General features: G+C 41.6%; 16 protein-coding genes and 1 riboswitch. Of the genes, 7 read left to right on the top strand and 9 right to left on the bottom strand.

The features are described 5' to 3' along the window. Positions 1 to 75: 75 nt before the first annotated feature. Positions 76 to 1,614 carry a DUF1566 domain-containing protein gene (locus ACRD7P_RS09990; RefSeq protein ID WP_430907416.1) on the top strand — a complete coding sequence of 513 codons (1,539 nt, stop codon included), beginning with the start codon at positions 76 to 78 and terminating at the stop codon, positions 1,612 to 1,614. A gap of 247 nt (positions 1,615 to 1,861) precedes the next feature. Here ACRD7P_RS09990 and ACRD7P_RS09985 read toward each other — a convergent pair whose 3' ends face one another. From ACRD7P_RS09985 to ACRD7P_RS09960, 6 genes are all read right to left on the bottom strand, one after another. Beyond that, positions 1,862 to 2,680, bottom strand: coding sequence for a mechanosensitive ion channel family protein (locus ACRD7P_RS09985; RefSeq protein WP_430907415.1), 819 nt, complete (start codon positions 2,678 to 2,680; stop codon positions 1,862 to 1,864). Positions 2,681 to 3,079: 399 nt separating this feature from the next. Next, positions 3,080 to 3,622 (bottom strand): DUF4252 domain-containing protein, encoded by a 543-nt coding sequence (locus tag ACRD7P_RS09980; RefSeq protein WP_430907414.1) that lies wholly within the window; start codon positions 3,620 to 3,622, stop codon positions 3,080 to 3,082. A gap of 27 nt (positions 3,623 to 3,649) precedes the next feature. Further along, a complete protein-coding gene (locus ACRD7P_RS09975) occupies positions 3,650 to 4,189 on the bottom strand; it encodes a DUF4252 domain-containing protein (RefSeq protein ID WP_430907413.1) in 540 nt (179 codons plus the stop codon). A 136-nt stretch (positions 4,190 to 4,325) separates the two neighbouring features. Next, positions 4,326 to 4,877: a DUF4252 domain-containing protein gene (locus ACRD7P_RS09970; protein WP_430907412.1), complete on the bottom strand. Its 552-nt coding sequence runs from the start codon at positions 4,875 to 4,877 to the stop codon at positions 4,326 to 4,328. A 6-nt stretch (positions 4,878 to 4,883) separates the two neighbouring features. Next, the gene (locus ACRD7P_RS09965) at positions 4,884 to 5,324 is read right to left on the bottom strand and encodes a hypothetical protein (protein ID WP_430907411.1); all 441 of its coding nucleotides are present in this window, start codon (positions 5,322 to 5,324) and stop codon (positions 4,884 to 4,886) included. Continuing rightward, positions 5,311 to 5,820 carry an RNA polymerase sigma factor gene (locus ACRD7P_RS09960; protein ID WP_430907410.1) on the bottom strand — a complete coding sequence of 170 codons (510 nt, stop codon included), beginning with the start codon at positions 5,818 to 5,820 and terminating at the stop codon, positions 5,311 to 5,313. The genes ACRD7P_RS09965 and ACRD7P_RS09960 overlap by 14 nt, the downstream gene beginning before the upstream one ends. Before the next feature lie 363 nt (positions 5,821 to 6,183). On the opposite strand from ACRD7P_RS09960, the gene ACRD7P_RS09955 reads away from it, so the two are divergent. Next, complete coding sequence (locus tag ACRD7P_RS09955; protein WP_430907409.1) at positions 6,184 to 7,680, top strand: S41 family peptidase; 1,497 nt, start codon at positions 6,184 to 6,186, stop codon at positions 7,678 to 7,680. A gap of 124 nt (positions 7,681 to 7,804) precedes the next feature. Here ACRD7P_RS09955 and ACRD7P_RS09950 read toward each other — a convergent pair whose 3' ends face one another. The 3 genes from ACRD7P_RS09950 to ACRD7P_RS09940 are packed head-to-tail and all read right to left on the bottom strand — an operon-like array spanning position 7,805 to position 11,683. Continuing rightward, positions 7,805 to 8,743, bottom strand: a complete 939-nt coding sequence (locus ACRD7P_RS09950; protein WP_430907407.1) for an ABC transporter substrate-binding protein — start codon at positions 8,741 to 8,743, stop codon at positions 7,805 to 7,807. Positions 8,744 to 8,779: 36 nt separating this feature from the next. Next, on the bottom strand, positions 8,780 to 9,841 hold the full coding sequence (locus ACRD7P_RS09945; RefSeq protein ID WP_430907406.1) for a YncE family protein: 1,062 nt from the start codon (positions 9,839 to 9,841) through the stop codon (positions 8,780 to 8,782). Positions 9,842 to 9,844: 3 nt separating this feature from the next. After that, the gene (locus ACRD7P_RS09940; protein ID WP_430907405.1) at positions 9,845 to 11,683 is read right to left on the bottom strand and encodes a TonB-dependent receptor plug domain-containing protein; all 1,839 of its coding nucleotides are present in this window, start codon (positions 11,681 to 11,683) and stop codon (positions 9,845 to 9,847) included. Between the two features lie 32 nt (positions 11,684 to 11,715). Beyond that, positions 11,716 to 11,928: riboswitch (cobalamin riboswitch) on the bottom strand. An 83-nt stretch (positions 11,929 to 12,011) separates the two neighbouring features. Here ACRD7P_RS09940 and ACRD7P_RS09935 point away from each other — a divergent pair. Genes ACRD7P_RS09935 through ACRD7P_RS09915 form a run of 5 tightly spaced genes read left to right on the top strand, consistent with a single transcriptional unit; the run spans position 12,012 to position 16,039 of the window. Beyond that, on the top strand, positions 12,012 to 12,518 hold the full coding sequence (locus ACRD7P_RS09935) for a bifunctional adenosylcobinamide kinase/adenosylcobinamide-phosphate guanylyltransferase (RefSeq protein ID WP_430907404.1): 507 nt from the start codon (positions 12,012 to 12,014) through the stop codon (positions 12,516 to 12,518). 7 nt (positions 12,519 to 12,525) lie between these two features. Beyond that, the gene (gene cobT / locus ACRD7P_RS09930; RefSeq protein WP_430907403.1) at positions 12,526 to 13,557 is read left to right on the top strand and encodes a nicotinate-nucleotide--dimethylbenzimidazole phosphoribosyltransferase; all 1,032 of its coding nucleotides are present in this window, start codon (positions 12,526 to 12,528) and stop codon (positions 13,555 to 13,557) included. After that, positions 13,554 to 14,315: an adenosylcobinamide-GDP ribazoletransferase gene (locus ACRD7P_RS09925; RefSeq protein ID WP_430907402.1), complete on the top strand. Its 762-nt coding sequence runs from the start codon at positions 13,554 to 13,556 to the stop codon at positions 14,313 to 14,315. Before cobT ends, ACRD7P_RS09925 begins: the two co-directional genes overlap by 4 nt. Beyond that, entirely contained in the window at positions 14,300 to 14,866 is a 567-nt protein-coding gene (cobC, locus tag ACRD7P_RS09920) for an alpha-ribazole phosphatase (RefSeq protein WP_430907401.1), read from the top strand. Before ACRD7P_RS09925 ends, cobC begins: the two co-directional genes overlap by 16 nt. Before the next feature lie 3 nt (positions 14,867 to 14,869). After that, entirely contained in the window at positions 14,870 to 16,039 is a 1,170-nt protein-coding gene (locus ACRD7P_RS09915; RefSeq protein WP_430907400.1) for an ABC transporter substrate-binding protein, read from the top strand. Position 16,040: the final 1 nt, after the last annotated feature.

Below are 16,040 nucleotides of genomic sequence, written 5' to 3'. Positions count from 1 at the left end.
TTGGTGTTAGACCTTTGTGGCTACAAGTTGGTTATAATTTTGAGTCGAAAACCAGATTTAAAAACGAAAACGAAAATGAAAAATTTAAAAATCCTCTATTTTATCATAATGGGATTACTTTTTTCCTGTGCTGAAAGTGATGAAGAAACAATCGAAATAACTATTACAGTATCTGATTTATCAATAACAATAGATGAAAATCCAAATTCTGGATTATCATTAGGAACTATTGATGCTTCTACAAATCAAGGTGATTTGACATATTCAATTATCGAACAATCACCCGATAACGCCATTGCTATCAATTCATCTACTGGAGAATTTACTGTGTTGACAGAAAGTTTATTTGATTTTGAAACTAATCCAACGATTACAGGAATAGTAAGAGTTGAAAATGGAGATATTTTTGAAACCGCCAATTTTACCATTTTGTTAATTGATGTTCAAGAGTTAGTTGTTAATGATTTCATTATTACAATGGATGAACATCCAAATAAAAATCAGTCTTTAGGATTCATTGAAGTTCAAACAGACCAAAACGATTTAGTTTTTTCTCTTGGCAGCATCGGATGCTCTAGTGCAGCAAATTCTGGTCTTCATATTATTCGAGAAACTGGAGAGGTGATTGTTTTAAACTCTTCAAGTTTTGATTATGAGACAAATTCAGAACTTAATTGTTTTGTAAATGTTACTGCAAATGATATTGAGTATACTGCTGATATCGTGATTACATTAACAGATATTCCAGATCCTATCCTAACAGTTTCAAATTTCACTATTGACATTGATGAAAATCCCCAGGAAGGAACTTTGATAGGGTTTATTGATGCTTCTACAACCCACGGAATAATTGACTACCATATAAGTAGTCAATCGGTGCCTAATGCACTAACTATAGATTCAAATACAGGTGAGTTAAAAATAGCAAATAGTAATGCCTTTAATTATGAAGGGAATAACCCTATAGAAGCTAATGTATCTGTTCATAATAACGGAGTTTTTGCATCAGTCAATATTACGATTAATCTTAATGATGTGAATGAGCAAGATTTACAGACAAGGCTTGATAATGGAGAAACACCTTGCGAAATATATCAAAGCGATAATTCTTTATTAAATCAACTTTATGGTCTGTCCTATCAAGGAGGCTTGATATTTTATTTAAATACGACAGACTGTAGCGGAATGATTTCCGCACCTATTGACCAAAGCGCGAATGCCGAATGGGGTTGCGAAGGGACAAATATTGCGGATGCTCAAGACTCATCTATTGGTTTTGGCTTACAAAACACTATTGCAATCGTTAATACTTGTTCAACAACTAATATTGCAGCTGAAATTTGCTACACTTATAGTTTAAATGGCAATGATGAATGGTATTTACCAAGTAAAGATGAATTAAATTTATTGTATACCAATTTAAAAGTCAACGGATTTGGAAATTTCAGTAACGATTGGTATTGGAGTTCAACAGAATTTGAAGACCAAAGCTCATACGATGATTATGGCTTTGAAGCAGCTTGGCTACAATCTTTTGATGATGGAAATCAGGCAACGTATGATGTAGGTATAAAAAGATATGAAAATAATGTAAGAGCAGTTAGAAGTTTTTAAAAAACTGCAACCAAGAAAGTGTCCTATAGTTTATCGCTTTTCAATGTTAACCAAAGCTAGGTAATTTTAATTATGCTATTGTTAAGCTGAAAAGTCAAGTATTAACACAAGCAACAAACCATACCCAAACCGTTATCGCCGTAACGGGGCTCCGTATAAAACCACAAAACTATTCTCGGCCTCATCATACCCAAAAAAGAACCCCGGCCAATTTGGCCGGGGTTTATCCTATTTATATAGATGGTTCCTATTTGACCGTTTTCACGACCTCCACTTCGTGTGGGTAAGGAATTTCGATGCCTGCGTTATCAAGCGCTATTTTACAACCTTCGTAGGTTGCGAAATATACATCCCAGTAATGCTCCGGTTTGGCGAACGGCCTGACCGCGAAATTTACCGAACTGTCGGCAAGTTCCAATACGTTTACCGAAGGTGCAGGGTCCTTTAATACTTGTGGATTCGACGTCAAAACTTCCATCAATACTTCTTTGACTTTTTTGATATCTTCTTCATAGGCGACCCCGATTACGGTATCTACCCTAATCTTGCCCTCGGCCGTATAATTGGTAATATTCCCATTGGCCATTGCCCCATTGGGTACAATGAGTAATTTGTTATCGGGGGACACCAGTTTGGTAGTGAAAATCTCAATTTCCTTTACCACACCAAGTACACCCTGCGCTTCTATTAAATCCCCAATTTTGTAAGGCTTGAACAGGATCAACAATACCCCACCGGCAAAGTTGGACAAGGACCCTTGCAAGGCCAATCCAATGGCAAGACCGGCAGCGGCGATTATAGCGGCAAAACTGGTCGTTTCTACCCCCAATTTGGAAATGACCATAATGATCAAAAAGATTTTCAGGGCCCAGGAAACAAGGTTCAATAAGAATTTTTGAAGGGATTCGTCATACTCTTTGGCTAGCATTCCCTTTCGTAACAGCCCTACCAATTTTTTAATTACCCAGGAACCGATAATGTAAATGAGTATCGCTCCAATAATTTTTGGGCCATAATCAGCGGCAAAAGCAATGCCTTTGTCAATCCATACTTGTGCGTCTTCCATACTTTAGTGTTTAAAATTAATTTATGTTTATAGTTATCAACGCAAGATAAGCATTCGTGTGTAAAAAATTAATAGTTAGGTGATGAGCTTTAAACCAATATGCTGAAGTTACAATTAACACTATTTCTAATGTTAAGTTACCCATTAAAAACTGTTCTTTTCCGTGTAGGGTATAAAATGAAAAATCCCGTTTCGCTAAAACGAAACGGGATATGCTTTTATACTTTATACCATTTCTACCTTAAAACTACCCATTAAAAATTGCCCTTTTCCGTTTATACTTCAAAATAAAAAACAACCGTAGCTACTGCTATGCCTGATTTTTCTTTTTCGTCTAAGCCAAAAAATGACGGTTTTTTATTTGGGCAATTTTAAAGCAAAAATAGTATTAGAACTGGTTCAGCCCCTTATAAATTCGCCTAATTCACCTAGCCCTTCTCCTTTGTAGTCGGACTTCTGGATCGCTTTAATAAATTGCATGATGTGAGCCGGATTCATATCATCGCCCAAAACCCGAACCAGTAAGAACCCTTTTTCCTTGTTATCACCATAGATGATGACCTCATCGATTGCATCGTTCTCTCCTAGGTATTTAATGGTCGCCTTGCCATAGGAAGTGTTCATCCGCATCAACTCGTTAAATTTGTCCCGTTTTAATATGGCCTTTACCTTTTTCTTTTCCACGTCATATTCCATAGCATTGTCCGCTGCCTTTTTGAATGCCAAAACATTCAACTTTTGCAACGAGGCCAACGCATCCTTCTCTTCCGCATTCAAATCGACTTTCTCCAAGTTCAGCAAACTTACGGGCAGGTCTGCGGAAAGAAAGTTCGGATTTTCGGAGCTATCAACAAAGTACTCCTGTAAACTTTGTGTGCTGGAACATGCCGAAAGCAATACAAGCGGTAATGCGATGACAGCGATTAATTTCAATATTTTCATGACCTTTCTTTTAATGGGTTGGTACTACTATCGCTCACCTGCCTTATTAAGCTCATCCGGTAGGTTCATTTTCTCCGTTAAGGTCGCTATTTTTCGCAGATCGATATCTCCGGTCACCGTTACCAGAACGGTTTCCAATTTTCTACCGTTAATGTCGATGTCCGTATGTTCAAAACCGGAAACGAACATCAAAAGTTCAGCAACGTGATTGTCGTCCCTGCCCTCCTTCACATAGAACTTTACGTTAGTATCGCGATCTTTGATGCGCATCAACTCCTCCAACTTCGCGTTACGAAGATGTTTTTTAACGGAGGTAGCCATATCTGCCGAAACTCGTTTATCCTCCGTTACGAACACCTTTATTCCGTTTAGGCCCTTTGCCATTTCTACAAATTCCTTGGCATCCTCATCGCCGTCGATATCTACGGCACTGACCAAATCGATTAGGCCCTTGTTGATACTGATGGCCGCAACATGGTCCATTTCTTCATATTTGTCAAAAATAGACTGGGAATATCCCAAAATCGGTAAGACTGCCAATGCAAATAATGTGATGTATTTTTTCATGATTACTGTTTTTGAAATCGAACGTGATAGCTCCATTTCCGTTGATTGATGAATATTAAAAGTGTACTAATTTTTCTTTAAATCCGCGCGAGCCGTGATTAAATTCGAACGCGGTTCGGACTGTAAACGACAATGATCAGTTGCCATCGCCGGCCTTGCCCAGTTGGTCTCCACCGGGAAGGTTCATTTTTTGCGTCAACTTGGAAATACTTCTGAGATCGATATCACCGGTAAGGGACAACAATACCGTTTCCATTTTTTTACCGTTTATTTCAATGTTCTGTTCCTTGATACCCGTAACGAACATCAATAACTCTTTTACGTGATCATCGTCTTTCCCTTCCTTCACATAAAACTTTACATTGGAGTCCCCATCGCGTACCCGCATCAATTCCTCAAAGGCCGAACTTTTTAAACGTTTTGTCACCCAAGTGCCGACATCCTTCGAAATGGCACCGTCCTCCGTTGTGATTACCTTAAAACTGGTAATGGAGTTGACCAATTTGAAAAATTCTTTTGCCTCGGGATCATCGGAGCTAACACTCATTTTACCGAGCATTTGAAACATTTTGGGCTGCATTGCCACAAAGGTGACCTTGTCGTCATCTTCATATTTATCGAAAATGTCCTGACCATAAGAAAATAGGGGTGCTATGGTCAAAAGGATGATAACTGCTATTCTTTTCATGATTTTTTATTCTTTGATTAAAAATTTATTCGTGGTTTCTTCAAATTTTTCCAAGTGGTACAACTGTTCCGTACCCTTTTGAAAGTTCATCCCCAACATGGCCAATGCTTCCTGTGCAGATTCAATTTCTGCTTGGGTATATTGCCCTTCCCAGGGATCTTCGGTGCCGGTCCCTGAAGACCAGTTCATGTAAACACCAATGGCAAGTATCGTTACTGCTGCTACAGCGGCCCATTTCAAATAATTTTTTCTAGGTTTTAATGGGATCTGTTTCGTAAACCGCTCGTTCTTGGCGCTCGAAAAATATTGAAACATTGGGGCGTACGTCTTTAGATGTGTTGCCACACTTTCTTGATTGAAATACTTCCTCAAGATTTCTTCTTCCGCCACCGTAGCGGTAGCTTCAAAATACTTCTCTAATAATTCTTCTATTTTAGCCGATTCCATATCGATGTTTTTGTACTAATTTTTCTCTTACCGCTTTTCTTGCCCTAGATAATGCTACACGTACCGCCGTAGGCTGCATATCCAACATTTGGGAAATTTCATCAAAATCATATTCCTCTACGTCGCGTAACTGCAAAACCAGTTTTTGTTGCTCTGGCAGTTCCTCCATGATCCGTTGTACCCAACCCACACTATCCTTTGCTTCCAACTGCTTTTGTAGTCCCGAATTCTCCTCCGCATAATTGCTATGGACCAACTTTAGGTTGTTCGCCTGTTTGGATTTCAACCGATCCAAACAGAAATTCTTGGTCATGGTCATCGCGAATGCCTCTACATTATTATAAGAGTCCATCACCTTTTTTTTAGACCATAACTTTAACAGAATCTCCTGGGTAGCGTCCTCGGCCTCTTGTGTGGAAACCAATAGCCTTTTCGCCAACCGGAACAACTTATCCTTAAAGGGCATTACTACATTCAAAAATTCTGACTGTTGCATTATGGTCGGGTTGTTTTTAAACCGTTGTTAGCAATTCACATAAGGAAGACGAAGAACATCGAATTTTGTTACAAAAAATTTTTTATTCTTTTTGAAGTAAGTATTTTGCCCCTGTTAACACTAATATTAAACATGGTAAAGCGGTTTATGTTGCATTAAAAACCCGAATTCCATATCACTTTAACTTTGAAATGGCCTGTATAGATATGGAATTATTTGTTAGTGCTATTTCAAAATTAAATTGATATTCGGTAGGGTTTTCATCGTAATGGTTGTTATCCATTCTAGGAATGGAAATCTACACCGCCCTCTTATTACGTATCTATCCGGGAAGATACCCGAACATTAAAAAATGAATTGAATATGAGAAAGTTTTTGTCTTTTGCCCTTATTACGGGACTATTATTTACCGCTTGTAACAATGATGATGGGCCTGACACACCCGAACCTACGGGACAGGAACCCTTGGATACGGTCAATGTTGTTTCACAGGATTTTATATGGAAAGCCACCAATTTATGGTATTTCTGGCAACAAGATGTTCCCAATTTGGCCGATGATGCATTTACGACAACGGAAGACTATACGGACTTTTTGGCTTCGGAGAGCGATCCTGGAGCATTGTTCGATAACAAATTACGCTTTGCAGAAGACCGTTTCACCTTCTACTCCAGCAATTATAAAGAGTTGACCCAGAGTTTGTCGGGGGTATCGAGCAGTAATGGATTAGAGTTCGGCCTTGTTCGCTTCAATACCGGGAACGACCTTTTTGGTTATGTACAGTATATAGAACCAAATTCCGATGCCGCTGGTAAAAATATAGCACGTGGAGATCTCTTTACAGGTGTTGATGGACAAGCGCTTACCTTAGACAACTATATTGGTCTTCTTTTTGGGGACAATTCAACGTATACCCTTAATTTGGCTACCATCAGCAACAATACGATTACCCCTACCGATGAAGAGGTGACTCTTACCAAACAGGCCGGTTTTCAGTCCCAACCGATTTTAATGGAAAAAATCATTGAACAAAATGGGCGACGCATCGGTTATTTGGTGTATAATCAATTTTTAGATGAATTTGATACGGCGTTGAACGAGGTTTTTGGCCGTTTTAAGAGTGAAGGGATTACCGATTTGGTCCTCGACCTTCGGTACAATCCCGGTGGTAGTGTTCTTACATCCCAACGTTTGGCCAGTATGATCTATGATAATTCCACGGACCGGGTATTCTCCAAGTCTATTTACAACGACAAGTACAATGCTTTTTTAACAGCGGAAAATGTGGATGTAAACCGTTATTTTCAAGATAATGTGGAAGGCCAAGCATTGAATAGCTTAAACCTTAGCCAAGTTTATGTGATTGCCCTCCGTAGTTCGGCTTCTGCCAGTGAATTGGTCATCAATAGCTTGGTTCCTTATATGGACGTTATTCATGTGGGCGATACTACAAGGGGAAAAAATGAATTCTCAACAACGATGGTCGATGATGTGAACAGTAACTTTGGCCCCTACATTTATAACCCGGAACGCGAAAACGAAATTAACCCGGACAACCAATGGGCCATTCAACCGCTTATCGGACGAAGTGCGAACGCCGACGGCTTCTTTGATTATACCAGCGGTCTGATTCCCGATATTGTTTTGGAAGAAGAAATTGACGATCTCGGAGTTTTAGGTGATGAAAACGAGCCCTTGTTAAAGGCGGCTTTGGACGCAATCAGCGGAGTTTCGGCCAAAAGTGGACGAACCACACCCAGAATGCCAATCAACGATTTCAGTACGTCTAAGATGAACGGCCCCACCAAGGACAACATGTATGTTAAAAGATTGCCTGCGGCAATGCGGCCTTCCGAATAGGAACATTACTTAATATAGAAATGGTGATCACTATTGTTAGTGATCACCATTTTTTTTGATATGATATTTCATAACAGTTCGCTTTTTGTTACCACATAATACCAGAAATGGTATAAAACGAACTTCATTCCAATAACGCCACTCCTGATAAGCGCTTTATCTTATGTACCAAACGTTTTGGAAAAGGTATGGCCTCCGGGTGAAATAATGCCGCCAATAGTTCTATTCCATCGACCAAAGTACTGGCCGAAGATTGTGTAAACAAATCAAAATCGATGCTATAGACCGCATTTGATCGCACTGCCGAAAGCGTGACCCAACCAGTTCTATCCGTAAGCAGCCGGATTTCTTTTAAGGTTCTTTCTACAGTAAATCCACAGGGAGCGACACCAATAATTTCCGGGTCGTATGCCGTCAAATCTTCCCATTGCAAAACAGTGCTGTTGCCAGATGGGTTCGACAACAAATCGACACCGCCGGCAGCGGCGATTTGATCGGGAATCCAATGCCCACAATTGAACAAGGGATCGATCCACTCTAAAAGTGAAATGCGTTTTGTCTTTACCTTATACTTCTTTAATCGTGTGGTAACAACGGACATTCGTTGCTTTAACCGCTCCACATAGGCCATACCGATCGCTTTTTTTCCAATTGCGGTAGCAATGGTCAAAGCGTTATCAAATACATCCTCCAATGTATTCGGCGTTATCGAAATCAAAAGCGGTCTTTTTTTCAAATGCGCAATTGCTGCCGACGTAGCTGCAGTATCTATTTGGCATACATCGCAAACGTCCTGGGTAAAGATTAGGTCGGGAGCGAGTTCTTCCATCAGTTGTTCTTCCACATAATACAGGCTTTTCCCCGTACGCTTACTTTCAGAGAAAAGCCTATCTATTTCACGGCTGCTATATGCTCCACCCTCCAAAACACAGCGAACGACCACGTTCTTTTCAAGAAGTGCTACCTGGGGACATTCGAACGTAACGCCGTAAAGGTGTTCCTGCAACCCCATATCGTATATCATTTGGGTAACGGCGGGTAGAAATGAACAAACCTTTAGCATAAAAAATTAATTTAGGACCAACTGAAACAGGCAACGCTATTCATTAAAGTAGACACCACCCGGAATAATACCGACCTCAAACGACCCGATTTCGGATTTGGTGTCCAATGAGAAAATGTTTAAATCACCGTTACTGGCGAAGTCCTTGGCATCCGTAGTATACAACCTGCCCCTATTCGTTGTCATTCCATAAATACTTAAACCGGAAAAATCGCTTTCCGCGGGCAGGGCGGTGGCGTCCGTATCCAATCCAAAAACGTTTCCGTCCAAACTATAATACAAGGTACTACCGTCCAAACTTAAGTGATTGGGGTGTTCCGTTACTTCAAAATCGAAGGTTGTGGTCACCGTAGCGGTTTGTACCGCAATCTTCTGCAACCTTCCAGCGGTTTCTTCTCCAGAAAAATTGGGCTTTCCGGCCGAGAGCACCCAAAGGTCTCCTGCAGCATCCAATTGCATGGAGTTCGGCACCGCCCCTACGGTTATGGTATCGGATACGGCATCGGTATCTGCATCGATTACGGAAATTTTATCATTAAAACCAAAAGCGCCTTGGTGTGCTACATACACGGTGCTGCCACTGGCCAAAATGTCCTCGGGACCAAAAGGAACGGGAATACTTCCCGTTATTGTATTACTTTCCAAGTCTACCAATGCAATAAAATCGTCGGTCTCGTCCATACCGTCTCCCCAATTGGTTACGTAACCTGTTCCATTTACGGCAACAAAATACCTGGGGTTATCCAAGCCCGTATCGATCACGGCCAATTCCTCAAAAGTATAGCGGTCGACTACGGTAATGGTGTTGGAGACATTGGCGACGATGTAGGCCTTGTTGCCGGAAAAACCGATAGACTGTACGATGTTCCCAAGATCGGAACCGTTTACGCTGTTGTAAATGGCATTCCCCACCGTGTCCAAGGCTTCCGATATAAAGGACACCGTTCCGGTACCATTATTGAACGGGCCTTCATTGGTGACGAGAATACCATTTTCAAAATCTCCTTGGGCCATTACCGGATCATTGTTATCATCGTTTTCACAGGCGATGATGATTCCCCCTAAGGCCAAGGCCAATACAATTTTTCTAAAGTTCATTTGTTAAAAATTAAAGTTAAGTTGAAAGTGCAGGTTTCGGTTCGGCATGGGCCTGAACGCTATATTTTGGTATTCGACATTGGCAATATTATTTATCTTACAAGCCGCGGTTACCGTCATATCCAAGAACTTTGGCAGCTCATACTCCAACCCCCAATTGCCGATAACATAATCCGATAATGTCTGTTTGTTATCCGTAGTGGTAAACACCTCGCCATTGTAAAGCGTTTGATAATAGGTGGTCCATTTCCCTTTTACCAGGGCAATATTGGCCCTAGCCGTATGCAAGGGTACGTATAACAATTGGTTTCCCGTTTCCGCATCCAATGATTTGGTAAAGGCGTACGCCCCATTTACGGATACCTGTGCCCATGTCATTTTTTTATTCCATTGCGATTCCAGTTCAAAACCGAACTGCTCCGTTTCGTTAACATTGACCGGTGTCCATACCCCGGCCAAATCAGGCCGCCATTGTATGAGGTCCTTGGTGGCGATGTAATATCCGTTCAGTTGAAAGAGAACATTCTTGAACCGTAAGGATTGTCCGAGCTCTCCTTGCAATGCCGTTTCCGGAACCAAATCGGAATTACCACCGGCCCCGGCACCCTGCCAGTACAAATCGTTGAACGTTGGAATCCTGAAGTTTTTTGATGCCTGAAAGCTCACGGTGTAGGCCTTTGTAATATCATAGCTTCCGTTAGCTGAAAACAGCAGCGGACTGTCATAACCACTTACCCAATCTTTCCGAAGATTCACCCCATACCGAAACTTTTCGCTTGGAATATGCCGTACCAATAGCATGCCTGTGAGTATTTGTCGGTTTTCGGAACGTATGGAGGATCCTTCGGCATCGATATATTGAAACTCCGAAATTCCGTTTATTACCACTTTTTTAAAACGATACTTCAAATCATAATTGAAGAGTGCGGTCGATGCTTTCCCAGTGCTAAAGTCTTCCACCGCATTGTTCGGATAATACCGGTAGCGTTCGTATAAATGCGCTGCCTTTACCCGTTGTACGGTCTTGCTTCCGAAATTGACCCATTCCAACAACGACCTGGAATTGTAATCTCGATAGCGGTCATTGGAAGGAGCCGTTAACGTGCTCGAAAAGTTACGGTCACCCAAAAAACTTTGATGGTACGCCTGAATGATATTCGTCTTTCCCAACACCAGACCATAAGAAAGATCGATCGCGGTGTTGTCAAAGGCACCGTTCTCATTGCTACGCTCGGTCCCCAAATACTTGTAGTCGTTTTCAGAACCAAAATATCCTACCCCTATCTTAAAAGCACTTTTTGTATTTCCTAAAGAAGTATTGTAGAAAAGGGAGCGGGTATCAAAGGCACCATAACCCATATTTACGTTGTGCGATGTGTGTTCTTCAAACTTGAGTACGGAATTCAAATGTACGCTACCGCCAATGGCCCCGGTACCATATTGTGTGCTGCCACCACCGCTACGTACAACAACTTCATTGACGGATTGCGAAAGTAAGGTGTTGAAATCGGTTTGGCCGCTCATTTGCGAATTGATGTTGATTCCGTTCCAAACTACCGCGGTCTGTGACGCTCCCGTACCCCGGAAGGCGACCGTGGAAGTCATTCCATACCCGTACTCCTTAAAATAAAGGTTGGTGTTAAACCGTAGGTTATCGGTAAACGTACCGGAATTACGGCGCGCAACGGAGTCGTTTAGCGTCAAGGTTTTTATACCATCGGAAAACTGTCGCAACCTCACATCGGCCAAAATGACCTCATCGAGAACGATGACCTCATTATTTTGTCCAAAAAGAGATACGGCGCCACCAAATAGCACCAGAATAGTGAATATTGTTTTCATACACAAAAGACCTTTTACCCGAAAGTCTATAGTTTTTAGTTCCGAATTCGGCAGGTCTCCTGACTTGCGTTTCGTTACCCACCTTCCCATCCAGTTGAAATAGACAGTGGTCTTGTAGCTGGTAACAAACATTTGCCTTTATGCAAACAAAGCTTACAGTTGCGGGAACAGCTCCGGATTTACACCGGATTCCCTTTTAATTCCATCACGAAAACCGATGGAAACCAAAATTCGGAGCAAATGTACTTCTTTTTTGCAGAACTACTTCAACATTGTTTTTGCTCCTAAAAAAATGTCTAATATTGGGCCCGTAAAAAAACAACCCGATATGATGTATTACATTACCGGAGGGGAACGCTCGGGAAAAAGCAGGTATGCGCAAGAATTGGCCCTTCAACTTTGTTCAAAACCCAAATATGTTGCCACCTCAAGAATTTGGGACAATGACCATAAGGCCCGAATTGATCGGCACATTGCCGAAAGAGGCGAGCGGTGGCTATCCGTTACGGAAGAAAAAGTACTTTCAAAGGTTATCCATGAAGGAGAAACGGTAGTAATCGATTGTGTTACGCTTTGGCTCACCAATTTTTTTTCGGACACCAAAAATGATGTGGAAAAAACACTGGAACAAGCAAAGAAAGAATTTAAAAAACTACTTGATATTAACGCCACTACCATAATCATATCCAACGAGATAGGAATGGGAGTCCATGCCGAAACGGCTGTAGGAAGAAAATTTACGGAAGTGCAAGGTTGGATGAACCAGTACATTGCAAATTATGCTGAAAAAGCAATTTTAATGGTATCGGGAATACCGGTAACAATCAAAAAATAGGCCTCATATGGAGTTTAATATTTCACCGTTGAACCGATCTCTTGAGCAGAAGCTACAACATAAAATAGATCAAAAAACCAAGCCATCCGGCTCTTTGGGAGTACTGGAAAAGCTTGCGTTACAAATCGGACTGATCCAAAACACCGTTACACCAAGGATAGAAAACCCCAGCATATTGATTTTTGCCGGGGACCATGGCATTGCAAAAGAAGGCAAAGTGAATCCCTTTCCCCAGGCTGTCACTGCTCAAATGGTCTATAACTTTTTAGAAGGCGGAGCCGCGATAAACGTTTTTTGTAAACAAAACAACCTTGCGCTTCGGGTCGTAGATGCGGGTGTAAACCATTCCTTTTCAAATACAACGGGACTGATCGATGCCAAAATAGCGTTCGGAACAAAAAATTACCTCACACAAATGGCAATGACTTTGGCACAATGCAAGCAAGCTATTCAAAAGGGCGCGGACATCATGACCCAGTTGCATGCAGAAGGATGCAATACCATTGGTTTTGGCGAAATGGGAATAGGTAACACCAGTGCGGCGGCACTTCTTATGAGTTACTATACAAAAATGGATATCAAAGAATGTGTAGGTGCGGGCACGGGTCTTTCCAAAAAAGGTATTTTACAGAAGACACAACAACTCCAAAAAGCGATTGAAAAGCACCGACCCAACGAACCAATGGAAGCATTGGCAACCTTTGGCGGTTTTGAAATCGCTATGATGACGGGGGCCCTATTAAAAGCCGCTGCTCTACATTGTACCATTATCGTAGATGGTTTTATAGTAAGTGCCGCACTATTGGCCGCACATGCAACGGAAAAAAATATTTTGGACTATTGTATTTTTGCCCATTCTTCAGGAGAACAGGGACACTCAAAACTATTGGGGTTCCTTAAAAGGAAACCCTTATTGAACCTGCAATTACGTTCGGGAGAAGGTACAGGGGCAGCCTTGGCATTTCCTTTGGTACAATGCGCAACGGGCTTTTTAAACGACATGGCCAGTTTTGAGCAAGCAAAAGTGAGCAGTATATGAAAAAGGAAATCGACATTTTTTTTACCGCACTTATGTTTTTCACCAGAATTCCATGCCCAAAATGGATTACCCATGATCCGGGCTATCTGCAAAAAAGTGCCAAGTATTTCCCCCTTGTAGGAACGATTGTCGGAAGTATTGGTGCGCTGGTTTTCTATGGTTCATCTATGATCTGGTCCAAAGAAATTGCCCTATTATTGAGTATGGTCGCTACCATTTATACCACAGGAGCCTTTCACGAGGATGGCTTTGCCGATGTATGCGACGGTTTTGGTGGGGGGTGGACAAAAGAAAAAATACTGGTAATCATGAAAGATTCCCGTTTGGGCACCTATGGTGTCATAGGGATTACAATGGTCCTAGCGCTGAAATTCTTGGCCCTTTGTCAAATTTCCACTCCATTGGTACCTTTTGTATTGGTTGCGGGCCATTCGGCTAGTAGGTTCATTGCAACAACCCTTATTTTCACGCACCCATACGTTCGTGAAGAGGACGAAAGCAAAGCAAAGCCCGCAGCGCAAAACCTTACGGTCACCCTATTGCTGATATCCTGTTTTTTCGGTTGTTTGCCACTTCTTTTTTTTCAAACAGGTTGGGTGTTTTTGCTACTGATCCCCATGTATCTATCAAAATTATACCTTGGGCAGAAATTCGGCAAATGGATAGGTGGGCAAACCGGAGACTGCGCAGGAGCCGTACAACAACTCTCAGAACTTGTATTTTATCTTAGCGTTATTGTATTATGGAAATTTATTTAGTCCGACATACCACTCCCGCAATTGACAAAGGTATTTGCTATGGCCAGACCAATTTGGATGTTACCGATAGTTTTGAAACAGAATATAAAGCGGTTCACAAAAAAATATCGTTTGCTGAAGGCATGCAAGTATTCAGTAGTCCCTTAAAGCGATGTAAAAAACTAGCGAATACTTTTGACGAAGCGGTTGTGGAGGACGCCCGTTTGATGGAACTCAATTTTGGGCAATGGGAAATGAAAGCTTGGGACCACATTCCCTCGGAAGAAATAACCCCTTGGATGAACGATTTTGTTACCCTTCCGGCACCTAGTGGAGAATCCTATGTTACCTTACAAAAAAGAATGGTCTCTTTTTTGAACGAGCGTATTCTACCCGCTCAAAAATCTTTGATAATTGTGTCCCACGCCGGACCAATACGGGCGTTACTCGCATACATTAAGAAAATTCCGTTAAAAGATTCCTTTGCAATTCAACTTAATTACGGCCATGTCGTTCATTTGTCTTACAAAGACGCTACTTTTAATATTGAAAAAGGACTTCAAATAAAATGACCCATGAAAAGGAGTAAACGGATATTCTCGATTATTTTTTTATTTGCCCTTACCGCTATCTGTCATTCCTGCAAAAATGAGGTAAAAACAAGTCCATTAAAAGCTGTAAAAAAACATAGCAAAACTGCTATAGATCATGCCAAAGGCTTTACAATGGAAAAAATGGCCACCGGAGTAACGCTATTAAAAGTAAATTCCCCTTGGCCCAATGCGGAGGACACTTATACGTATGCGTTGGTCCCAAAAAGTAAGATGGCACACATCACTTTGAACGCCGACGCTTACGATGCCATCATATACACGCCGGTAGATCGAATCGTGGTTACGTCGACCACCCATATCCCGGCCCTGGACGCCTTAAATGTTCTTGATCATTTGGTAGGGTTTCCCAATACGGATTTTGTTTCCTCTAAAAAGGCCCGGTCTTTAATCGACAAGGGCACGATAAAAGATTTGGGTAACAACGAAACCCTTAACCCCGAAATGACCTTGGCACTGAAACCTGATGTAGTCATCGGTTTTGGGATCAACGACCAAAACAAAGGGTACAACACTTTGCAGCGGGCTCGTATACCTGTCGTGTACAATGGGGATTGGACGGAGCGAACGCCATTGGGAAAAGCCGAATGGATCAAGTTTTTTGCTGCCTTTTTTGATACCGAAAAAACTGCCGACAGTCTCTTTCGCGAAATTGAAACAAACTACGAACAAGCGAAAAATATGGTCAAAAATGTCAAAAAAACACCAACGGTACTTAGCGGTGGTCTCTATAAAGATGTTTGGTACGTGGCCGGTGGAAAAAGTTGGATGGCAGCCTTTCTAAACGATGCCAATACCAATTACCTATGGCGCGAAACCAAGGAAACGGGTAGCATTCCATTAAGTGTAGAAAACGTTTTGGAACGAGGTACAAATGCCGAATTTTGGTTGAACCCCTCCATGCATACCTCCTACTCCGAAATGAAGGCCGCCAACCGGCATTATGGTTGGTTTGACGCCTTTAAAAATGAAAAGGTATTTTCGAATGCAATAGCCAAAGGACCAACGGGAGGGTTACTTTTTTACGAATTGGCGCCCCAGCGGCCCGATTTGGTTTTAAAAGATTTGATCGCTATTTTCCATCCGACGGTATTGCCCGATCACCAATCGGTTTTTTTTAAGTCTTTACACTAAA

The sequence above is a fragment of the Maribacter sp. 2-571 genome (assembly GCF_050589625.1).
Classification (GTDB): Bacteria; Bacteroidota; Bacteroidia; order Flavobacteriales; family Flavobacteriaceae; genus Pelagihabitans.
Note: the sequence above shows the minus strand (reverse complement) of the source record. Positions and strands in the feature narration are given on the sequence as shown.